This is a genomic window from Cellulomonas sp. URHD0024, assembly GCF_000426185.1.
In the GTDB taxonomy this organism is placed as follows: Bacteria; Actinomycetota; Actinomycetes; order Actinomycetales; family Cellulomonadaceae; genus Cellulomonas.
In genome coordinates this window covers 64,276-79,258 of sequence record NZ_AUEW01000011.1, presented here as the reverse complement: position 1 = coordinate 79,258, position 14,983 = coordinate 64,276, and the positions used below count along the sequence as shown (strand labels likewise).

The 14,983-nt window shown below is 72.1% G+C and carries 14 protein-coding genes and 1 riboswitch; of the genes, 4 read left to right on the top strand and 10 right to left on the bottom strand.

Annotated features, from left to right (window positions below; translation table 11 throughout):
- Window positions 1–8: 8 nt before the first annotated feature.
- The 3 genes from I847_RS0112725 to I847_RS23585 are packed head-to-tail and all read right to left on the bottom strand — an operon-like array spanning window position 9 to window position 3,657.
- Window positions 9–920 (bottom strand): ABC transporter permease, encoded by a 912-nt coding sequence (locus tag I847_RS0112725; protein ID WP_028050000.1) that lies wholly within the window; start codon window positions 918–920, stop codon window positions 9–11.
- Window positions 917–2,110, bottom strand: a complete 1,194-nt coding sequence (locus tag I847_RS23590; protein ID WP_081680872.1) for an ABC transporter permease — start codon at window positions 2,108–2,110, stop codon at window positions 917–919. Before I847_RS23590 ends, I847_RS0112725 begins: the two co-directional genes overlap by 4 nt.
- A complete protein-coding gene (locus tag I847_RS23585) occupies window positions 2,107–3,657 on the bottom strand; it encodes an ABC transporter ATP-binding protein (protein ID WP_051274864.1) in 1,551 nt (516 codons plus the stop codon). Before I847_RS23585 ends, I847_RS23590 begins: the two co-directional genes overlap by 4 nt.
- Before the next feature lie 165 nt (window positions 3,658–3,822).
- On the opposite strand from I847_RS23585, the gene I847_RS0112710 reads away from it, so the two are divergent.
- The gene (locus tag I847_RS0112710; protein ID WP_028049999.1) at window positions 3,823–4,458 is read left to right on the top strand and encodes an alpha/beta fold hydrolase; all 636 of its coding nucleotides are present in this window, start codon (window positions 3,823–3,825) and stop codon (window positions 4,456–4,458) included.
- A gap of 43 nt (window positions 4,459–4,501) precedes the next feature.
- On the opposite strand, the gene I847_RS23580 is transcribed toward I847_RS0112710, so the two are convergent.
- The 3 genes from I847_RS23580 to I847_RS0112695 all read right to left on the bottom strand — a co-directional run bounded on the left by I847_RS23580 (window position 4,502) and on the right by I847_RS0112695 (window position 7,258).
- Complete coding sequence (locus I847_RS23580) at window positions 4,502–4,930, bottom strand: hypothetical protein (RefSeq protein WP_051274863.1); 429 nt, start codon at window positions 4,928–4,930, stop codon at window positions 4,502–4,504.
- 15 nt (window positions 4,931–4,945) lie between these two features.
- Window positions 4,946–5,935, bottom strand: coding sequence for a malate dehydrogenase (locus I847_RS0112700; RefSeq protein ID WP_028049998.1), 990 nt, complete (start codon window positions 5,933–5,935; stop codon window positions 4,946–4,948).
- 105 nt (window positions 5,936–6,040) lie between these two features.
- Complete coding sequence (locus I847_RS0112695) at window positions 6,041–7,258, bottom strand: NADP-dependent isocitrate dehydrogenase (RefSeq protein WP_028049997.1); 1,218 nt, start codon at window positions 7,256–7,258, stop codon at window positions 6,041–6,043.
- Window positions 7,259–7,557: 299 nt separating this feature from the next.
- On the opposite strand from I847_RS0112695, the gene I847_RS0112690 reads away from it, so the two are divergent.
- On the top strand, window positions 7,558–8,622 hold the full coding sequence (locus I847_RS0112690; protein ID WP_028049996.1) for an aquaporin: 1,065 nt from the start codon (window positions 7,558–7,560) through the stop codon (window positions 8,620–8,622).
- A gap of 81 nt (window positions 8,623–8,703) precedes the next feature.
- Here the strand turns inward: I847_RS0112690 and I847_RS23575 are convergent, their stop codons facing one another.
- The gene (locus I847_RS23575) at window positions 8,704–9,222 is read right to left on the bottom strand and encodes a DUF3017 domain-containing protein (protein ID WP_231384210.1); all 519 of its coding nucleotides are present in this window, start codon (window positions 9,220–9,222) and stop codon (window positions 8,704–8,706) included.
- Window positions 9,223–9,257: 35 nt separating this feature from the next.
- Here I847_RS23575 and I847_RS0112680 point away from each other — a divergent pair, with 35 nt between their 5' ends.
- Window positions 9,258–10,511, top strand: coding sequence for an NAD(P)/FAD-dependent oxidoreductase (locus tag I847_RS0112680; protein ID WP_051274862.1), 1,254 nt, complete (start codon window positions 9,258–9,260; stop codon window positions 10,509–10,511).
- Between the two features lie 3 nt (window positions 10,512–10,514).
- On the opposite strand, the gene purH is transcribed toward I847_RS0112680, so the two are convergent.
- Entirely contained in the window at window positions 10,515–12,131 is a 1,617-nt protein-coding gene (gene purH, locus I847_RS0112675) for a bifunctional phosphoribosylaminoimidazolecarboxamide formyltransferase/IMP cyclohydrolase (RefSeq protein WP_051274861.1), read from the bottom strand.
- A riboswitch (ZMP/ZTP riboswitch) is annotated at window positions 12,127–12,215 on the bottom strand. (Overlaps the previous gene by 5 nt.)
- Before the next feature lie 4 nt (window positions 12,216–12,219).
- Complete coding sequence (gene purN / locus I847_RS0112670; protein ID WP_051274880.1) at window positions 12,220–12,807, bottom strand: phosphoribosylglycinamide formyltransferase; 588 nt, start codon at window positions 12,805–12,807, stop codon at window positions 12,220–12,222.
- 221 nt (window positions 12,808–13,028) lie between these two features.
- On the opposite strand from purN, the gene I847_RS0112665 reads away from it, so the two are divergent.
- Window positions 13,029–13,592 (top strand): hypothetical protein, encoded by a 564-nt coding sequence (locus tag I847_RS0112665; protein WP_155856136.1) that lies wholly within the window; start codon window positions 13,029–13,031, stop codon window positions 13,590–13,592.
- Between the two features lie 45 nt (window positions 13,593–13,637).
- On the opposite strand, the gene I847_RS23570 is transcribed toward I847_RS0112665, so the two are convergent.
- Window positions 13,638–14,969, bottom strand: a complete 1,332-nt coding sequence (locus tag I847_RS23570; RefSeq protein WP_196804557.1) for a DUF6350 family protein — start codon at window positions 14,967–14,969, stop codon at window positions 13,638–13,640.
- Window positions 14,970–14,983: the final 14 nt, after the last annotated feature.

Here is a 14,983-nt window from a genome sequence, read left to right as displayed (position 1 = left end):
TGAGGGGGTCAGGCGGTTCGACTGTTGTCGAAGACCTTGGAGAGCTCGTCCGGGGCGGCGAGCATCGTGCGCTTGCCCAGGACAGCGAGGACGACGAGGGTCAGGACGAACGGGACCGCGGCCAGCGCGAACTGGTTCACCGCGTAGCCGGCCGTCTGGAGCACCGAGGCCAGGGAGAGCGCGATACCGAACAGGTAGGCGCCGGCCATGATGCGCAGCGGGTTCCACATCGCGAAGATCACGAGGGCGACGGCGATGAACCCCCGGCCGGCGATCATGTTCTCGAACCAGCTGTTGGCGTAGGCGATGGAGATGTGCGCCCCGCCGATCCCGGCGAGCGCCCCACCGGCGACGGTCGACCAGTACCGGACGGCCTTGATCGAGTAGCCGTTGACGCCGAGGGCCTCGGAGCGTTCGCCGGCGGTCCGGACCAGCAGGCCGACCCGTGTGCGGAACAGCACCCACCAGATGATCGGTGCCGCGACGAACGCGATGTAGACGAGAGGGTCGTGGTCGAACAGGATCGGCCCGAGGCCCGGAATGTCCGACAGCCCCGGTACCGCGTACGGCGTGAACGAGTTGATCTGCCGGCTGACGTAGTCGACGCCGAAGAGCGCGGTGACGCCCAGCGCGAGGAAGTAGAGCGTCAAGCCGCTGGCGAACTGGTTGGCTCCGCGGCTCACGACGAGGACCGCGTGCACGAGGCTGAGCAGCGCACCGGCCATCGCGCCGCCGAGCACCCCGAGCCACGGGTTCCCGGTGTGCGCCGTGACCGCGTAGCCGCCCAGCGCGCCGAGAAGCATCGACCCCTCGGTGCCGAGGTTGATGATGCCGGCACGCTCGGAGATGGTCTCCCCCAGGCCCGCGTACATGATGGACGTGCCGCCGCGGACGGCTCCGGCGAGGAGATCGATGATCATGATGTCGCCTTTCGCGGGCTCGTCCAGCCGAGGACGGCGACGAGCAGGAGGCCCATGAGGATGTTCACGCTCGCTGCCGGCAGACCGGAGTTGATCTGCAGGCTGTTCCCGGACACCGCGATGGCGGCGAGGACGACCGAGGCGAGGAGCAGCGGCAAGGGTTTGTGCCGCGACAGCCAGCTGGCGAGGAACGCCACGTAGCCGATCGTCAGGCCGAAGGTCGGCCGCAGCTTGTACTCCATGCCCGCGAACTGCACGAAGCCCGCCAGCCCGGCCAGCGCGCCGCCGAGGAGCAGCGCGGTGAGGATCAGGGTGACCACGGGCATGCCGGCCCGTCGGGCGGCCTCCCCGTTGCCACCGACCACCGACAGGCGGAAGCCCCAGGTGGTGCGCGTGAGGGCGAACCAGACGGCGAAGGCCGCGACGACCGCGATGATCACGCCGATGTGGATCTGGGTTCCTGCGATCACCGGGAGCTTGGCGGCGTCGTTCAGCTCGACGCTCGTCGACTGCCCGAGCGCCTTCGGGTCCTTCCACGGGCCCAGGATCAGGAACAGCATCGTGTAGAGGGCCACGTAGTTCAGGAGCATCGTCGTGACGGCCTCGTTGACCTTCACCACGAGCCGCATGGCTGCCGCGATCCCCGCCCAGAGCGCCCCGGCGACCATCGCGAAGAGCATCATCGCGATCACCACGACCCACGGCGACATCAGCGGCGTCAGCCACAGGGCGGCCGCGGCCGCGCCGATCCCACCGATGATCAGCTGCCCCTCGCCGCCCACGTTCACGAGACCCGCCCGGGCGGGGACGACGACCGCGAGGCCCGCGAGGGCGATCGGCGCGGCCCGCAGGATGATCTGCTGGAACTGGCCCGACTGGGTGAGGGTCGAGGTCCAGATGTCCGCGTAGACCTGGATCGGGTCCGCACCGTTGGCGAGCACGAAGGCGCCGAACAGGATCAGCCCGGCGAGCAGCGCGACGAACCACCGCAGGCCGGTGGACCATCCCGCGCTGATCTTGGGCCCTCGGTCGGTCGGGACCTCGGCGGGCAGTGCCGTCGCGACGATCGCAGCGGCCACGGCCGCGGTCTCGTCGGCAGACACGGTGCTGACCTCGGTGTCCGGCTCCGGGATCGTCCCGGCGCCCGTCTCCGTGCCGGTGCCGCTCGTTCCCTGCGCCTCCTGGGTCATGCGACGCCTCCGAGCATCAGTCGGCCGATCGACATCCGGTCCGCACCGGCGGTCTCGATGACGCCGACCAGGTGACCGTCGTGCATGACGGCGATCCGGTCGGCCACAGAGATGAGCTCGTCCAGGTCCTCGGACACCATCAGGACGGCCGCGCCGCGGGCACGGTGCTCGAGCAGCACCTCCTGCGTGCGGCGCGTGTTCGCGACGTCGAGCCCGCGGCTCGGGTAGGCGGCGACGACGAGCGTGGCGTCCTGGCCGAGCTCTCGCGTCAGGAGCACCCGCTGGATGTTGCCTCCGGAGAGGGACGCGAGCGTCCGCTTCTTGGGCGCCATGCGAAGACCGACCCGCTCGTCGAGCGCCGTGGTCCGGGCGTCGACGGCCTGCCAGTCGATACCGAAGCCGCGGCGTGGGACCTCGCGACCGTCCAGCACCATGTGCTCGAGCACCGAGAGCCCAGGCACCACGGCGTCCGCGACCGGGTCCTCCGGGATCGCAACGGCCCCGGCGGCGATCGCTTCGCTCGGACCGAGCCCCGACGCCGGCGAGTCGCCGACCCTCACCGACCCTGCGGAGACCGGTCGGAGCCCGAGCGCGACCTCGCACAGCTCCTTCTGGCCGCTGCCCGCGACGCCCGCCACGCCGACGAGCTCGCCCGGGTGCACCTCGAGGTCCACCCCCTTCAGCGCGACGTACCCGCGGTCGCCGAGCGCGGTGGCGCCCTGCAGCTCCAGGACCGCGCGCTCGCTCGCCGGGACGGGCTGACGCACACGCGACAACGGCGGAACGCGCCGACCGACCATCGCCTCGACGAGCTCCTCGTCGGAGAAGTCGTTCGGGTCGGCGGACGTGAGGACCGCCTGGCCACCGCGCAGGACCGTCACCTGGTCGGCGATCGCCCGGACCTCGTTGAGCTTGTGCGTCACGAGGACGATGCCGAGCCCCTGGTCGCGGAGCGAGGCCACGACCGTGAGCAGCGCCTCGACCTCCTGCGGTGCGAGCACGCTGGTGGGCTCGTCGAGGATCACGAGCCGCGCCCCGGTCATCAGGACCTTGAGGATCTCGGCGCGCTGCCGCTCCCCGATCGACAGGTGCCGCACCTTGGCGGTCGGGTCCACGGCGAGGCCGAACTCCTTGGACGCCGCCTCGATCTTGGCGGACAGCGCCCTGAGCTTGAGGGTCGGGCCGTCGGGGAGGGCGAGGGCGATGTTCTCGGCCACGGTGAGCGCGGGGACGAGCCTCAGGTCCTGGAACACCATGCCGATGCCGAGGCCGCGGGCGTCGGCGGGGTTCCCGGGGGCGACCAGGTTGCCGTCCACGAACATCCGCCCCTCGTCCGGGGTGTAGACGCCGTAGATCATCTTCAGGAGCGTGCTCTTGCCGGCCCCGTTCTCGCCGATGAGGCCGTGCACGGTGCCGGGCATGACCGTGAGGTCCACGTCCGAGTTCGCCAGCACCTCGCCGAAGCGCTTGGTGAGGCTGCGCACCTCGAGGAGTGCCGTGGGCTTCCCGACGCGGGACTCCGCGCGGGCGACGGCATCCGAGGTCATGGCTGCGACCTACGGCCCGGACGGGCCGGATCCAGCAATGTATCCGTGGGTGTATCCATGCCTGGAGGCTAGGAGCGCGATGTTTCCGGAGGGGACGGGACACGTAACGCTCTCGTGTCCGCCTGAGCACGATTTGGTGCGAGAACACCGCTTACGCTTCGCGCCATGACCCGCGTTCTCCTGGTGCACGGCGCCGCCACCACAGCCCGCGTCTGGGACCTCCTGCGACCCCTGCTCCCCGACGTCGAGCTGGTCGTTCCCGACCGCCCCTCCAGCGGCGATCTCGCGGTCGAGCTCGCCGCGCTGGCACCGGCCGCACGCGGTGCAGTCGTCGTGGGCGTGAGCGGTGGTGCGACGCTCGGACTGGCGCTCGCCTGTGCATCCTCGCACCTCGCGGGCGCGGTGCTCCATGAACCGGCGGTCGGATCTCTGGCGCCCGGACTGCTGGACCACGTCGTGGCGGGCTGGACCTCCGGGGGCGTCCCGGGCTTCGGCAGTGCGCTGTACGGCTCGTCCTGGGATCCGACGATGGCGCCCGGCGATCCCGACGCCGTCGCACGCGATCTGGCCATGTTCCGACGCTTCGAGCCGTCCCCTCTGGTCGACGGCAACGGCCGCACCGTGGTCACCGTCGGTCAGGACTCGCCCCCCCTGCGTCACACCGCGGCAGCGGCCCTGCACGCCCACCTCGGCGTCGAGCTCGCGGTCCTGCCGGCCAGCGGCCACTTCGTCCAGCACGACAACCCGGCGGCACTCGCCGCTGTCGTGCGGTCGGTGCTCGACGGGCTGTCGCACAGCTGACCAGCATCGTCCGTCCGGGGAGGCACCGGCCGAGCGTCAGGCGTCACCTCGTCCGACGCGTCCTGGTCGGCGGCTCGATGAGCCGGGGTGCTCGTCGCATGCGCACGAAGAGGACCACGCCCAGCACGACGAGCACGACGCCGACGACCACGAACGGCACCGGCGACATCGACGTGCTGCACCGGGACACGGGCAGCGAGGGGGCGCAGGACGCGTCGGGCCAGTTCCGGTTCTTCCAGGCGATCGAGAACGGCAGCGCGCTCAGACCCGTCAGGATCCCCCACTGAGCGGGCACCAACCCCTGCCGCGCCACGAGTACCCCGCCGAGCAGCAGGGCAGCAACCCCGGCCACCAACCCGATCGCCGCGGGGAACCCGAAGCCCGCGCCGACGCAGACGCCGAGCAGGACCCAGCCCAGGAACGCCGGCAGGCTCGTGCCACGACGCGGAACGGCGACGTCCTGCGCCCACACGTCGGCTCGGGCCCGTCAGATCAGACCGAGGGCCCGTACGGCGTCCCGCTCCTCGACGAGCTCGGCCACCGAGGCGTCGATCCGGCCGCGAGAGAAGTCGTCGACGTCGAGGTCCGGCACGATGTGCCACGCGCCGCCCTCGGACGTCACGGGGAACGACGAGATCAGGCCCTCGGGCACACCGTAGGAGCCGTCGGAGACGATGCCGGCCGAGGTCCAGTCGCCTGCCGGCGTGCCGTTGACCCACGAGAACACGTGGTCGATCGCCGCGTTGGCCGCCGACGCTGCCGACGACGCACCCCGCGCCTCGATGATCGCCGCACCGCGCTTGGCGACGGTCGGGATGAAGGTGTCACGGACCCACGGCTCGTCGTCGACCACGGCCAGCGCGGGCCGGCCGGACACGGTCGCGTGCGAGAGGTCCGGGTACTGAGTGGCCGAGTGGTTGCCCCAGATGGTCAAGCGCGCGACGTCGGCCACCGCGGATCCGGTCTTCTTCGCCAGCTGCGCGACCGCGCGGTTGTGGTCCAGGCGGGTCATCGCCGTGAACCGCTCGCTCGGGACGTCGGGCGCGTGCGAGGCCGCGATGAACGCGTTGGTGTTGGCGGGATTTCCGACGACGAGGACCCGCACGTCGTCCGCTGCGCCCGCGTTCAGTGCCTCACCCTGGGGCTTGAAGATGCCGCCGTTCGCGGACAGCAGGTCGCCGCGCTCCATGCCGGCCGTGCGGGGTCGGGCACCCACCAGCAGGGCGACGTTGACGCCGTCGAACGCCGCCGTCGCGTCGTCGTAGATCTCCACGCTCTCCAGCGTCGCGAACGCGCAGTCGTCGAGCTCCATCGCGGTGCCCTCGGCCGCCTTGACGGCCTGCGGGATCTCCAGGAGCCGCAGCCGGACCGGGACGTCGGCGCCGAGCAGCTGGCCCGAGGCGATCCGGAAGAGCAGCGCGTAGCCGATCTGTCCGGCGGCTCCGGTGACGGTCACGGTGACGGGCGAGCTGGCCACGAACGGGCTCCTTCGATCGGCGACGTCGGCGTCCTCACGCTACCCCGCGCACGAGCGACGGCGCCCACCCTGCGTGCAGGTGGACGCCGTCGGTCGTCCAGGTGGTCAGGCGAGCTTGGCCGCCAGGTTGGCGTCGAGCGTGGCCAGGAACTCCTCGGTGGTCTGCCAGCTCTGGTCCGGGCCGACGAGGGCCGCGAGGTCCTTGGTCATGGCGCCGGACTCGACCGTCTCGATGACGACCTGCTCGAGCGTCTCGGCGAACTGCGTGACCTCGGGCGTGCCGTCCAGGAGGCCACGGTGCTTGAGGCCGCCGGTCCAGGCGTAGATCGACGCGATCGGGTTCGTCGACGTCGGCTTGCCGGCCTGGTGCTGGCGGTAGTGGCGGGTCACCGTTCCGTGCGCCGCCTCGGCCTCGACGGTCTTGCCGTCGGGGGTCATCAGCACGGACGTCATGAGGCCGAGCGAGCCGAAGCCCTGCGCGACCGTGTCCGACTGCACGTCACCGTCGTAGTTCTTGCAGGCCCAGACGTAGCCGCCCTCCCACTTCATGGCCGCGGCGACCATGTCGTCGATGAGGCGGTGCTCGTAGGTGAGGCCCTTTTCAGCGAACGCGGCGGCGAACTCCTGGTCGAACACCTCCTGGAAGATGTCCTTGAACGAGCCGTCGTACGCCTTGAGGATCGTGTTCTTCGTCGACAGGTAGACCGGGTAGTTCCGCTGCAGGCCGTACGCGAACGAGGCGCGCGCGAAGTCACGGATCGAGTCGTTGAAGTTGTACATGCCCATGGCGACACCGCCGCCGTCGGGGTAGGTGACGACCTGCTGCGTGATCGGCTCGGAGCCGTCCGCGGGCGTGTACGTCATGGTCAGCGTGCCGGCGCCGGGCACCTTGAAGTTGGTGGCGCGGTACTGGTCGCCGAACGCGTGACGGCCGATGATGATCGGCTTGTTCCAGCCGGGCACCAGGCGCGGGATGTTGCTGATGATGATGGGCTCGCGGAAGACGACGCCGCCGAGGATGTTGCGGATCGTGCCGTTGGGCGAGACCCACATCTTCTTCAGCCCGAACTCCTCGACGCGCGCCTCGTCCGGAGTGATCGTCGCGCACTTCACGCCGACGCCGTGCTCCTTGATGGCGTGGGCGGCGTCGACGGTCACCTGGTCGTCGGTGGCGTCGCGGTTCTGGATCGACAGGTCGTAGTAGCGCAGGTCGACGTCGAGGTACGGGTGGATCAGGCGGTCCTTGATGAACTGCCAGATGATGCGCGTCATCTCGTCGCCGTCGAGCTCGACGACCGGGCCGACAACCTTGATCTTCGCCATGCGGGATCTCCTGTGCTGGGACGGGTGGGGGCACGGCACGGGGGATCTTCGAAAGAGCACGGTGCCGGCGCGGGTCCGCGGCCAAGATTACTCGACATCGAGAGACTTGCGTCAGGGCTCCGTCGCGGATGGGGAGGTTCTGCGCATAGTCCGCATCGGCGCGCACCGTGACCTACGCGGGCCCCGACTGGCATGCTGGCCCCCGACGGGGCCAGGCGTCGGCCGCACGCTCGCACAGCCGGGCGTGGCACGCTCCGCGCACCTGCCCAACATCTCCGGATTCTCACGACAGGAACGACATGTCACAGGACAACGCAGACAAGGCCACGGCCCTGCCTGAGCCCGAGCCCGACGCACCGCAGGACGCCACGACGGCACCCGCAGCCGCCACCGACGCCGAGATCCCGGCGGAGCCCGCCGTCGAGGCACCCACGGAGACGCCCGGCGCGCAGGCCCCGGCGGCCGACCCGACCACGGAGACCTACGAGGAGGAGGCCTACGACGCGTACTACGTGCCCGCGGGCACGGTCGTCTCCACGGGTCCCGGCCTTGTCGCCCGCCTCGGCGCCGAGCTGTTCGGCACGTTCTTCCTCGTCGCGGCGGGCTTGGGTGTCGCGCTCTACGCGGCGATCAACAACAGCGGGGCCCTCGGAATCGCCCTGGCGTTCGGCGTCGCCGTGCTCGCCGGTGCAGCCGCGGTCGGACACGTCTCCGGCGGTCACTTCAACCCGGCCGTGACCCTCGGTGCCGCGATCGGCGGCCGGACGGCGTGGCGCGACGTGCTCCCGTACTGGCTGGCGCAGCTGGTCGGCGGCGCCGTCGCGGCGGCCGTCGTCTTCATCACCATCCCGAAGACCCTGCCGGAGCTGCTCCAGAAGACAGACGCGCGCGGGTTCTTCTCCAGCGTCGCCAACGGCTTCGGCACGCACTCGCCGCTGTACTCGACCGTCCAGACCGCGACCCAGGGACAGCAGTCGTCCGAGTTCGGTCTGACGACGGCGCTGATCGTCGAGATCATCGTCACCGCGGTCTTCGTCGGCGTGATCCTCGGCGTGACGGACCGTCGCGCGAACAAGGCGTACGCACCGTTCGCCATCGGTCTGGCGCTGACCGTCCTGATCCTCTTCGCGATGCCCGTCACGAACGCCTCGCTCAACCCGGCCCGCTCCACGGCCGCGGTGATCTTCTCCGACGGCTGGGCGCTGAAGCAGCTCTGGGTCTTCTGGGTCGCGCCACTGTTCGGCGCTGCCTTGGCGGGCCTCGTCTACCGCGCATTCGCCGCCGAGCCGCCCGAGGACAACCTGCTCGAGGAGGACGACGAGTTCGTCACCACCGAGGACACGCTGGTCGTCACCGAGCGCTGACCTGCTCGTTCCACGACGAGAGCCCGGGACCGTGAGGTCCCGGGCTCTCGTGGTTCCACCGAACGTGCGCCCGGTCGGCGCTCAGAACCAACCGTCGGGCAGCAACGCGGCGAAGAACGCGAGACCGACGGCGAGGGTGAACAGCACCGTGACGTCGATCGACCGGGCACGGACGGACAGTGCCACCGGGCCGGGGGCGGACACCACCAGCCGCACGACGCCGCAGGCGGCGACGACCCCGGCGAGCACGAACGCGCCTGCCTGCGTACCCACGACGAGCGACACCAGGATCGCCGCGCCGATCCCCGCGCTCACCCACCACAGCGAGGCGTTGCGCCCGGCTGCCAACGACGCACGGGCTATGGCGCGCGGGTCCAGGGGCGCCTCCTCGACCGGGATCGGCCCGGTGCTCATGGGCGGCTCGGTCACCGGCTCGGGCGCAGGTGCGAGCTCGGTCACCGGCTCGGGCGCAGGTGCGAGCTCGGTCACCGGCTCGGCCTGAGGTGCCAGCTCGGCCACCGGCTCCGGCTTCGGGGTCGTGGCACGCTGCGGACCCGCAGGGCGAAGCCCAGCAGCACTGCTCGTCCGCTCGTGCACCATCGATGTGCCTCCCGTCCGGAGACTACCGTTGCCGGGTGAGCGACCAGGAATCCACGACCCGCCTCGCGCGCGTCGTGCGCACGTTGCTGGTCGTCGGAGCTGGGCTCGCGGCCACCCGCACGGTCGCCGAGCTGCGGGAACGGGGGTTCGACGGACGGATCGAGGTGCTGGGCGCCGAACCGCTGGCACCCTACGACCGGCCGCCCCTGTCCAAGCACCTCCTGGACCGGCCCGAGCCCACCTGGTTGCGCGACGAGATCGGCGCCGACCTGCCCGCGCTCGCCGACGAGGTCCGGCTGGGGACCCCCGCGCACGGCCTCACCCTCACCCGTTCCGGGGTGGACGTGCACACCGGCGACGGGGTCCGCACGGCCGACGTCGTCGTCGTGGCGACCGGCGCTCACGCCGTCCGCCCACCCGGCTGGGAGGCGGCGCTGACCCTGCACACCGCGGCGGACGCGGCGGTGCTGCGTGCAGCACTCGTGCCCGGCGCCCGGCTCGTCATCATCGGGGCAGGGTGGATCGGCGCGGAGGTCGCCACCGTCGCCTCGGCCGCAGGCGTCGACGTGACCGTCCTGGAAGCGACCGGGGACCCGCTCGGTGCGGCACTCGGGCCGGTGGTCGGGGCCCTGACCGCACCCTGGTACGCGTCGGCCGGCGTGCGCCTGCGCCGGGGTGCGCACGTCGTCGAGCTAGGCGGCAACGGCGTCGCTCTGGCCGACGGCACCCTGGTCCAGGCGGACGTCGTGCTCGCCGCGATCGGCGCCCGACCCACCACCGCCTGGCTCGGCGCGGCGCTCCCCCAGGAGCCGGACGGGTCGCTGCGTGTCGACGAGCACCACGTGGTCATCGGCGCGCCCAGGAGCGTCCGCGCGGTCGGGGACGTCGCCCTGCGCAGATCGCCGCGGCACGGCTGGGTGCCGGGCGGTCACTGGGACGGCGCCCTGCGCGGGCCGACCGATCTGGTCGCGGACCTGCTCGGTTCGGGCGAGGCCGTCGTCGACCCGGCGCCCTACGTCTTCTCGACGCAGCTGGGCCACGAGCTCGCGCTGTTCGGTGTGCGCCATGTCGACGACGAGGTCGTCGTGCGCGGTGACCCCGCAGGCTCGGACGGCTGGGGTGCACTGTGGTTCCGGCCCGGGACCGACCAGGCCAGCGCGATCTTCACCGTCGACCGCCCGCACGACGTCGGGGCTGCCCGGCGGCTGTTCACCGCCGCCGGGCTGCCCTCTCTCGACCGGGCGCGCGTGCGCGACCCCTCCGTCCCCCTGCGGGACGCGGCACGCTAGGCGTCAGTGCGCGAAGTGCCGGGTACCCGTGAGGTAGAGCGTCACGCCTGCGGCCTGCGCCGCTGCGACGACCTCCTCGTCGCGCACGGAGCCTCCCGGCTGGACGATCGCCCGCACGCCGGCGTCGATGAGCACCTGGGCGCCGTCGGCGAACGGGAAGAACGCGTCGGAGGCTGCGACCGCCCCGCGGGCCCGCTGGACGTCACCGGTGTTCGCCCGGGTCACGGCGAGCGCGCACGAGTCGACCCGGTTGACCTGTCCCATACCGACCCCGACCGACGCGCCGTCGTTCGCGAGCAGGATGGCGTTCGACTTCACGGCCCGGACGGCCCGCCACGCGAAGACGAGGTCCGTGAGCGTCGCCTCGTCGGCCGCTGACCCCGCGGCGAGCGTCCAGGTCGCCGGGTCGTCGCCCGCGGCGTCGATCCGGTCGAGCTGCTGCACCAGCAGGCCACCGGTGACCGAACGCTGCTCGATGCGCTGGGCGTCCAGGCCGGTGACCTTCAGCAGGCGGATGTTCTTCTTCCGGCTGAGGATCTCGACCGCCTCGGGCTCGAAGTCCGGGGCGACGACGACCTCGGTGAACACCGGTGCGATCTGCTCGGCCGCCGCTGCGGTGAGCGTGCGGTTGGTCGCGATGACGCCCCCGAACGCGGACACCGGGTCGCAGGCGTGCGCCTTCGCGTGGGCGTCGGCGACGTCGGCGCCGACCGCGATGCCGCACGGGTTGGCGTGCTTGATGATCGCGACGGTCGGCGCGTCGTGGTCGTGCGCGGCACGCCAGGCGGCGTCGGCGTCGACGTAGTTGTTGTAGCTCATCGCCTTGCCGTGGAGCTGCTCGCCGCCGGCGAGCCCGCGTCCGGCCGCGCCGTCGGGCGTGAGGTACAGAGCGGCCTGCTGGTGCGGGTTCTCGCCGTAGCGCAGCACCTCGCCACGCTCGTACGTCGACCCCGCGAACGTCGGGAAGCCGCTGTCGTCGTCGGGCGCGTAGGAGCCGGCGAACCAGGACGCCACCGCGGTGTCGTAGGCGGCGGTGTGCGCGAACGCGTCGGCGGCGAGCAGTCGGCGGGCCTCCAGCGTGAACCCACCCGCGTCCACGGCTGCGACGACCTCGTCGTAACGAGCAGGATCGACCACGACGGCCACGCTGGGGTGGTTCTTCGCGGCGGCACGCACCATGGACGGGCCGCCGATGTCGATCTGCTCGACGCACTCGTCGGGAGAAGCGCCGGAGGCGACGGTCGCGGTGAACGGGTACAGGTTCACGACGACCAGCTCGAACGGCGCGATGCCCAGCTCCTCGAGCTGGTGCAGGTGCTCGGGGAGCCGCGTGTCCGCCAGCACGCCGGCGTGCACGCGCGGGTGCAGCGTCTTGACCCGGCCGTCGAGGCACTCGGGAAATCCGGTGAGGTCCTCGACGCGGGTGACGGGCACACCCGTTGCGGCGATCGTCGCGGCGGTGGAACCGGTGGAGACGATCTCGACGCCCGCGGCGTGCAGCGCGCCGGCCAGGGCGGTCAGGCCCGTCTTGTCGTAGACGGAGACGAGGGCACGGCGCACAGGCCGAAGGGTCGAAGACACGGCAGCTCCCGGAGAGATGGGTCGGAACAGCGGACCCATGCACCCAGGCGGGCGGTGCGTGGCGGGGGCGATGCGGCCGCTTCCCGGTGGTTGAACCCACCTGCGCCAGTCACGACCGGGGTCGAGTCTAGCGGCCCGCCTCGGCGTGGCGGCCCTCGACCCGCAGACCGTCGCGCGCGATGCGGCCCACCCACTCCACCAGGAGCGACCGTTCGACGACCTTGATCCGCTCGTGCAGCGTCGCCTCGTCGTCGTCCGGCTCCACGGTGACGGCCGCCTGCGCGAGGATCGGACCCGTGTCGATGCCCTCGTCGACCACCATCACGGTGCAGCCCGTCACCTTGGCGCCGTACCGCAGCGCGTCCCGCACGCCGTGCGCGCCGGGGAAGGCCGGCAGCAGGGCCGGGTGCGTGTTGATGATCCGCCCACCGAACCGCTCCAGGAACGTGGCGCCGAGGAGCTTCATGAACCCGGCGAGCACGACGAGGTCGGGCTTGAACACGGCTACCGTCTCGGCGATCGCCGCGTCCCACAGGCGCCGGTCGTCGAAGTCCTCGACCGAGACGACCGCGGTCGGGATGCCCGCCTCGGCCGCGATGTCCAGGGCGCGGATGCCCCGCCGGTCCGCGACGACCGCCACGACCCGTGCACCGTAGGCGGGGTCCTCGTGCGCGGCGATCAGGGCCGCGAGGTTGGAACCCGTGCCGGACACCATCACGACGAGCCGACCGGAGCCGCGGGTGGACGGGGAAGGACGCTGACCCAGGGTGCTCACTGCGCGACCGCCGCCTCGACGAGCCGACCGGGACCGGGGTGCGCGCAAGGCTGGGGCTGACTCACGGGCCGACCCTACCGGTGCGAGCCGGAGCGTCCCGGCGACCGCCGCGGCCGTGGAGCCCGGTCCGCGTGCTTGTGTTCGTGGGCGAGAATGCAGGCGTGAGCAATCCGTACGGGCCCCCCGAGGACCGCCCCCACCAGCCCGCGGGCGACCAGACGGACCCGCCCGGGCAGGACCTGCAGCAGCAGCCGCACCCGCAGTACCCGCCTGCATGGCAGCAGAACGCGCCGGGCCCGCTGCCCCGACCCGTACCCGCACCTGTGCCGACCGATCCCGCGGGTGCCGCGCGCGCAAGCCGCCTCGCCCGGTACTTCGCGCTGGCTGTGCTCACCTCCGTGCTGGTCAGCGTCATGCGGCTGCCGTACTCCCTCGTTGCCTCCGTCGTGGGGCTGGCGGCGATCGGCGTCGGGCTCTGGGCGCTCGTCGTCGCCGGTCGGGCGCACGTCCGCGGGGGCCTGCCGGCGATGCTCGTCGCGGGCCTCGTGATCGCGTCGCTGTGGTCGATGGCGACGGCGTTTCCGCTGCTCGCCCTGCGCGCCGAGCTGGACCGGCAGGCGTGTCGTGACGGTGCGCTCACCGTGACGGCGAAGACGGCGTGTCAGGCCGAGTACGAGAAGAACTCGTTCAACGAGCTGCGCGACAGGCTCAAAAAGCGTTCCTGAGCCTGAGCCTGAGCCTCAGCCTCAGCCTCAGCCTCAGCCTCAGCCTCAGTCGAGGGCGTGCTCGTCCTCGTGCTCACGCGCGTGCTCCTGCGCGTCGTGAGTCCCCGACCGTGACGCCCGGGCGACGAGCCGACGGACCTGGTGACGAACGAGAGGGTCGCCGGGCACCGCGACCACCACGGCACCGAGCAGAACCATGGCGCTCCCCAGGAGCCCGACGAGGAGCGCGTTCGCGCCGACGTGTTCCAGGCGCCCCGGGCCGACGCTGCCGCTCGCGAGCGCGACGAGGATGCTCAGCAGCGCACCGAGGACGAGGGCAGCCGTCCCGGAGGCCGCGAGCACGTGCCACCAGCGCGTGGCCCGCAACCGGTTGTGCACGTACAGGCCCGTCAGCGCCCCGATGCCGACGAGGACGATGGGCACGATGCTGGTGGCCGGACCTGCGACGTCGGGCGTCGGGAGCGCGCCGAGCAGCGGGACGGCCGGCAACGGCCCACCGACCACCGCGTCCGGCGCGAAGAGCGTGCCGGACCCGACGGAGAACCCGTCGCCGGTGAGCCACGCCGTGGCCCAGACGACGAGATTCGGCACGAAGGCCAGCTCGGCGAACGCCAGCACGATGCCGCCGATCCCGTCGATGCCGAGCCCGCGCACGACGTCGCTGATGGTGGCCCGCCCGGCGACGACCCAGAGCGTGGCGACGGCCGCCGCCACGACGACCAGCAGGGCGAGCGCGAACAGACCGCCGGTGGAGCCGGTCCGGACCGGGTGCGGGACGCGGGTCCACAGGGGTCGGGTCAGCTCGCGCCAGGCCGGCGCCTCGGGTCGGGCCAGCAGACCGGATCCGAGGCCGAGGCCGGACACGACCACTCCCCCGACGACAGCGCGCACCAGCCCCAGACCGTGGACGTGCACGAGCAGTGCAGCGCCGACGGCCACCAGCACGTACGCAGCCACACCCGCACCGAAGCCCGGCCAGGTGGCCAGGCCCGAGCGACGAGCCGAGGCGTAGCAGGTGAACAGCGCGAGGAGCGTCACACCGAGCGGCACGATCGTGATCGACACGGACCCCACGACCACGGGCACGCCGTGCCCGAGCAGCCAGATCGACGTCCCGACCCCGACCGACCTGTACCAGCCGACGCCGTCGTTGGACGGGTCGGCAGACGTGGCGACGTACGCCGCGACCGCCGGCAGCACCAGCACGAGGAACGACAGCAGCGCCGCCTGCAGGGCCGCGAGGACCCCGGCGACCCAGCGCGGCGCCCCGTCGAGCGCACTGGTGAAGAACTGCTCGGTCCCGTCCGGTCGGCGCCGCCCCCGCGTGCGCGAGGACCGCGGGCGGGTGCGGTCGAGGACGCTGCGGGTGACAGTCACCGTGCCATGGTCGC

What these genes read in the sequence shown, in the direction of transcription:
- I847_RS0112695 (WP_028049997.1), bottom strand. Translation starts at nt 7,258, where the DNA reads ATGGCGAAGATCAAGGTTGTCGGCCCGGTCGTCGAGCTCGACGGCGAC.
- I847_RS23585 (WP_051274864.1), bottom strand. Translation starts at nt 3,657, where the DNA reads ATGACCTCGGATGCCGTCGCCCGCGCGGAGTCCCGCGTCGGGAAGCCC.
- I847_RS23575 (WP_231384210.1), bottom strand. Translation starts at nt 9,222, where the DNA reads ATGGTGCACGAGCGGACGAGCAGTGCTGCTGGGCTTCGCCCTGCGGGT.
- I847_RS0112710 (WP_028049999.1), top strand. Translation starts at nt 3,823, where the DNA reads ATGACCCGCGTTCTCCTGGTGCACGGCGCCGCCACCACAGCCCGCGTC.
- purN (WP_051274880.1), bottom strand. Translation starts at nt 12,807, where the DNA reads ATGGTGTCCGGCACGGGTTCCAACCTCGCGGCCCTGATCGCCGCGCAC.
- I847_RS0112725 (WP_028050000.1), bottom strand. Translation starts at nt 920, where the DNA reads ATGATCATCGATCTCCTCGCCGGAGCCGTCCGCGGCGGCACGTCCATC.
- I847_RS0112690 (WP_028049996.1), top strand. Translation starts at nt 7,558, where the DNA reads ATGTCACAGGACAACGCAGACAAGGCCACGGCCCTGCCTGAGCCCGAG.
- purH (WP_051274861.1), bottom strand. Translation starts at nt 12,131, where the DNA reads ATGGGTCCGCTGTTCCGACCCATCTCTCCGGGAGCTGCCGTGTCTTCG.
- I847_RS23590 (WP_081680872.1), bottom strand. Translation starts at nt 2,110, where the DNA reads ATGACCCAGGAGGCGCAGGGAACGAGCGGCACCGGCACGGAGACGGGC.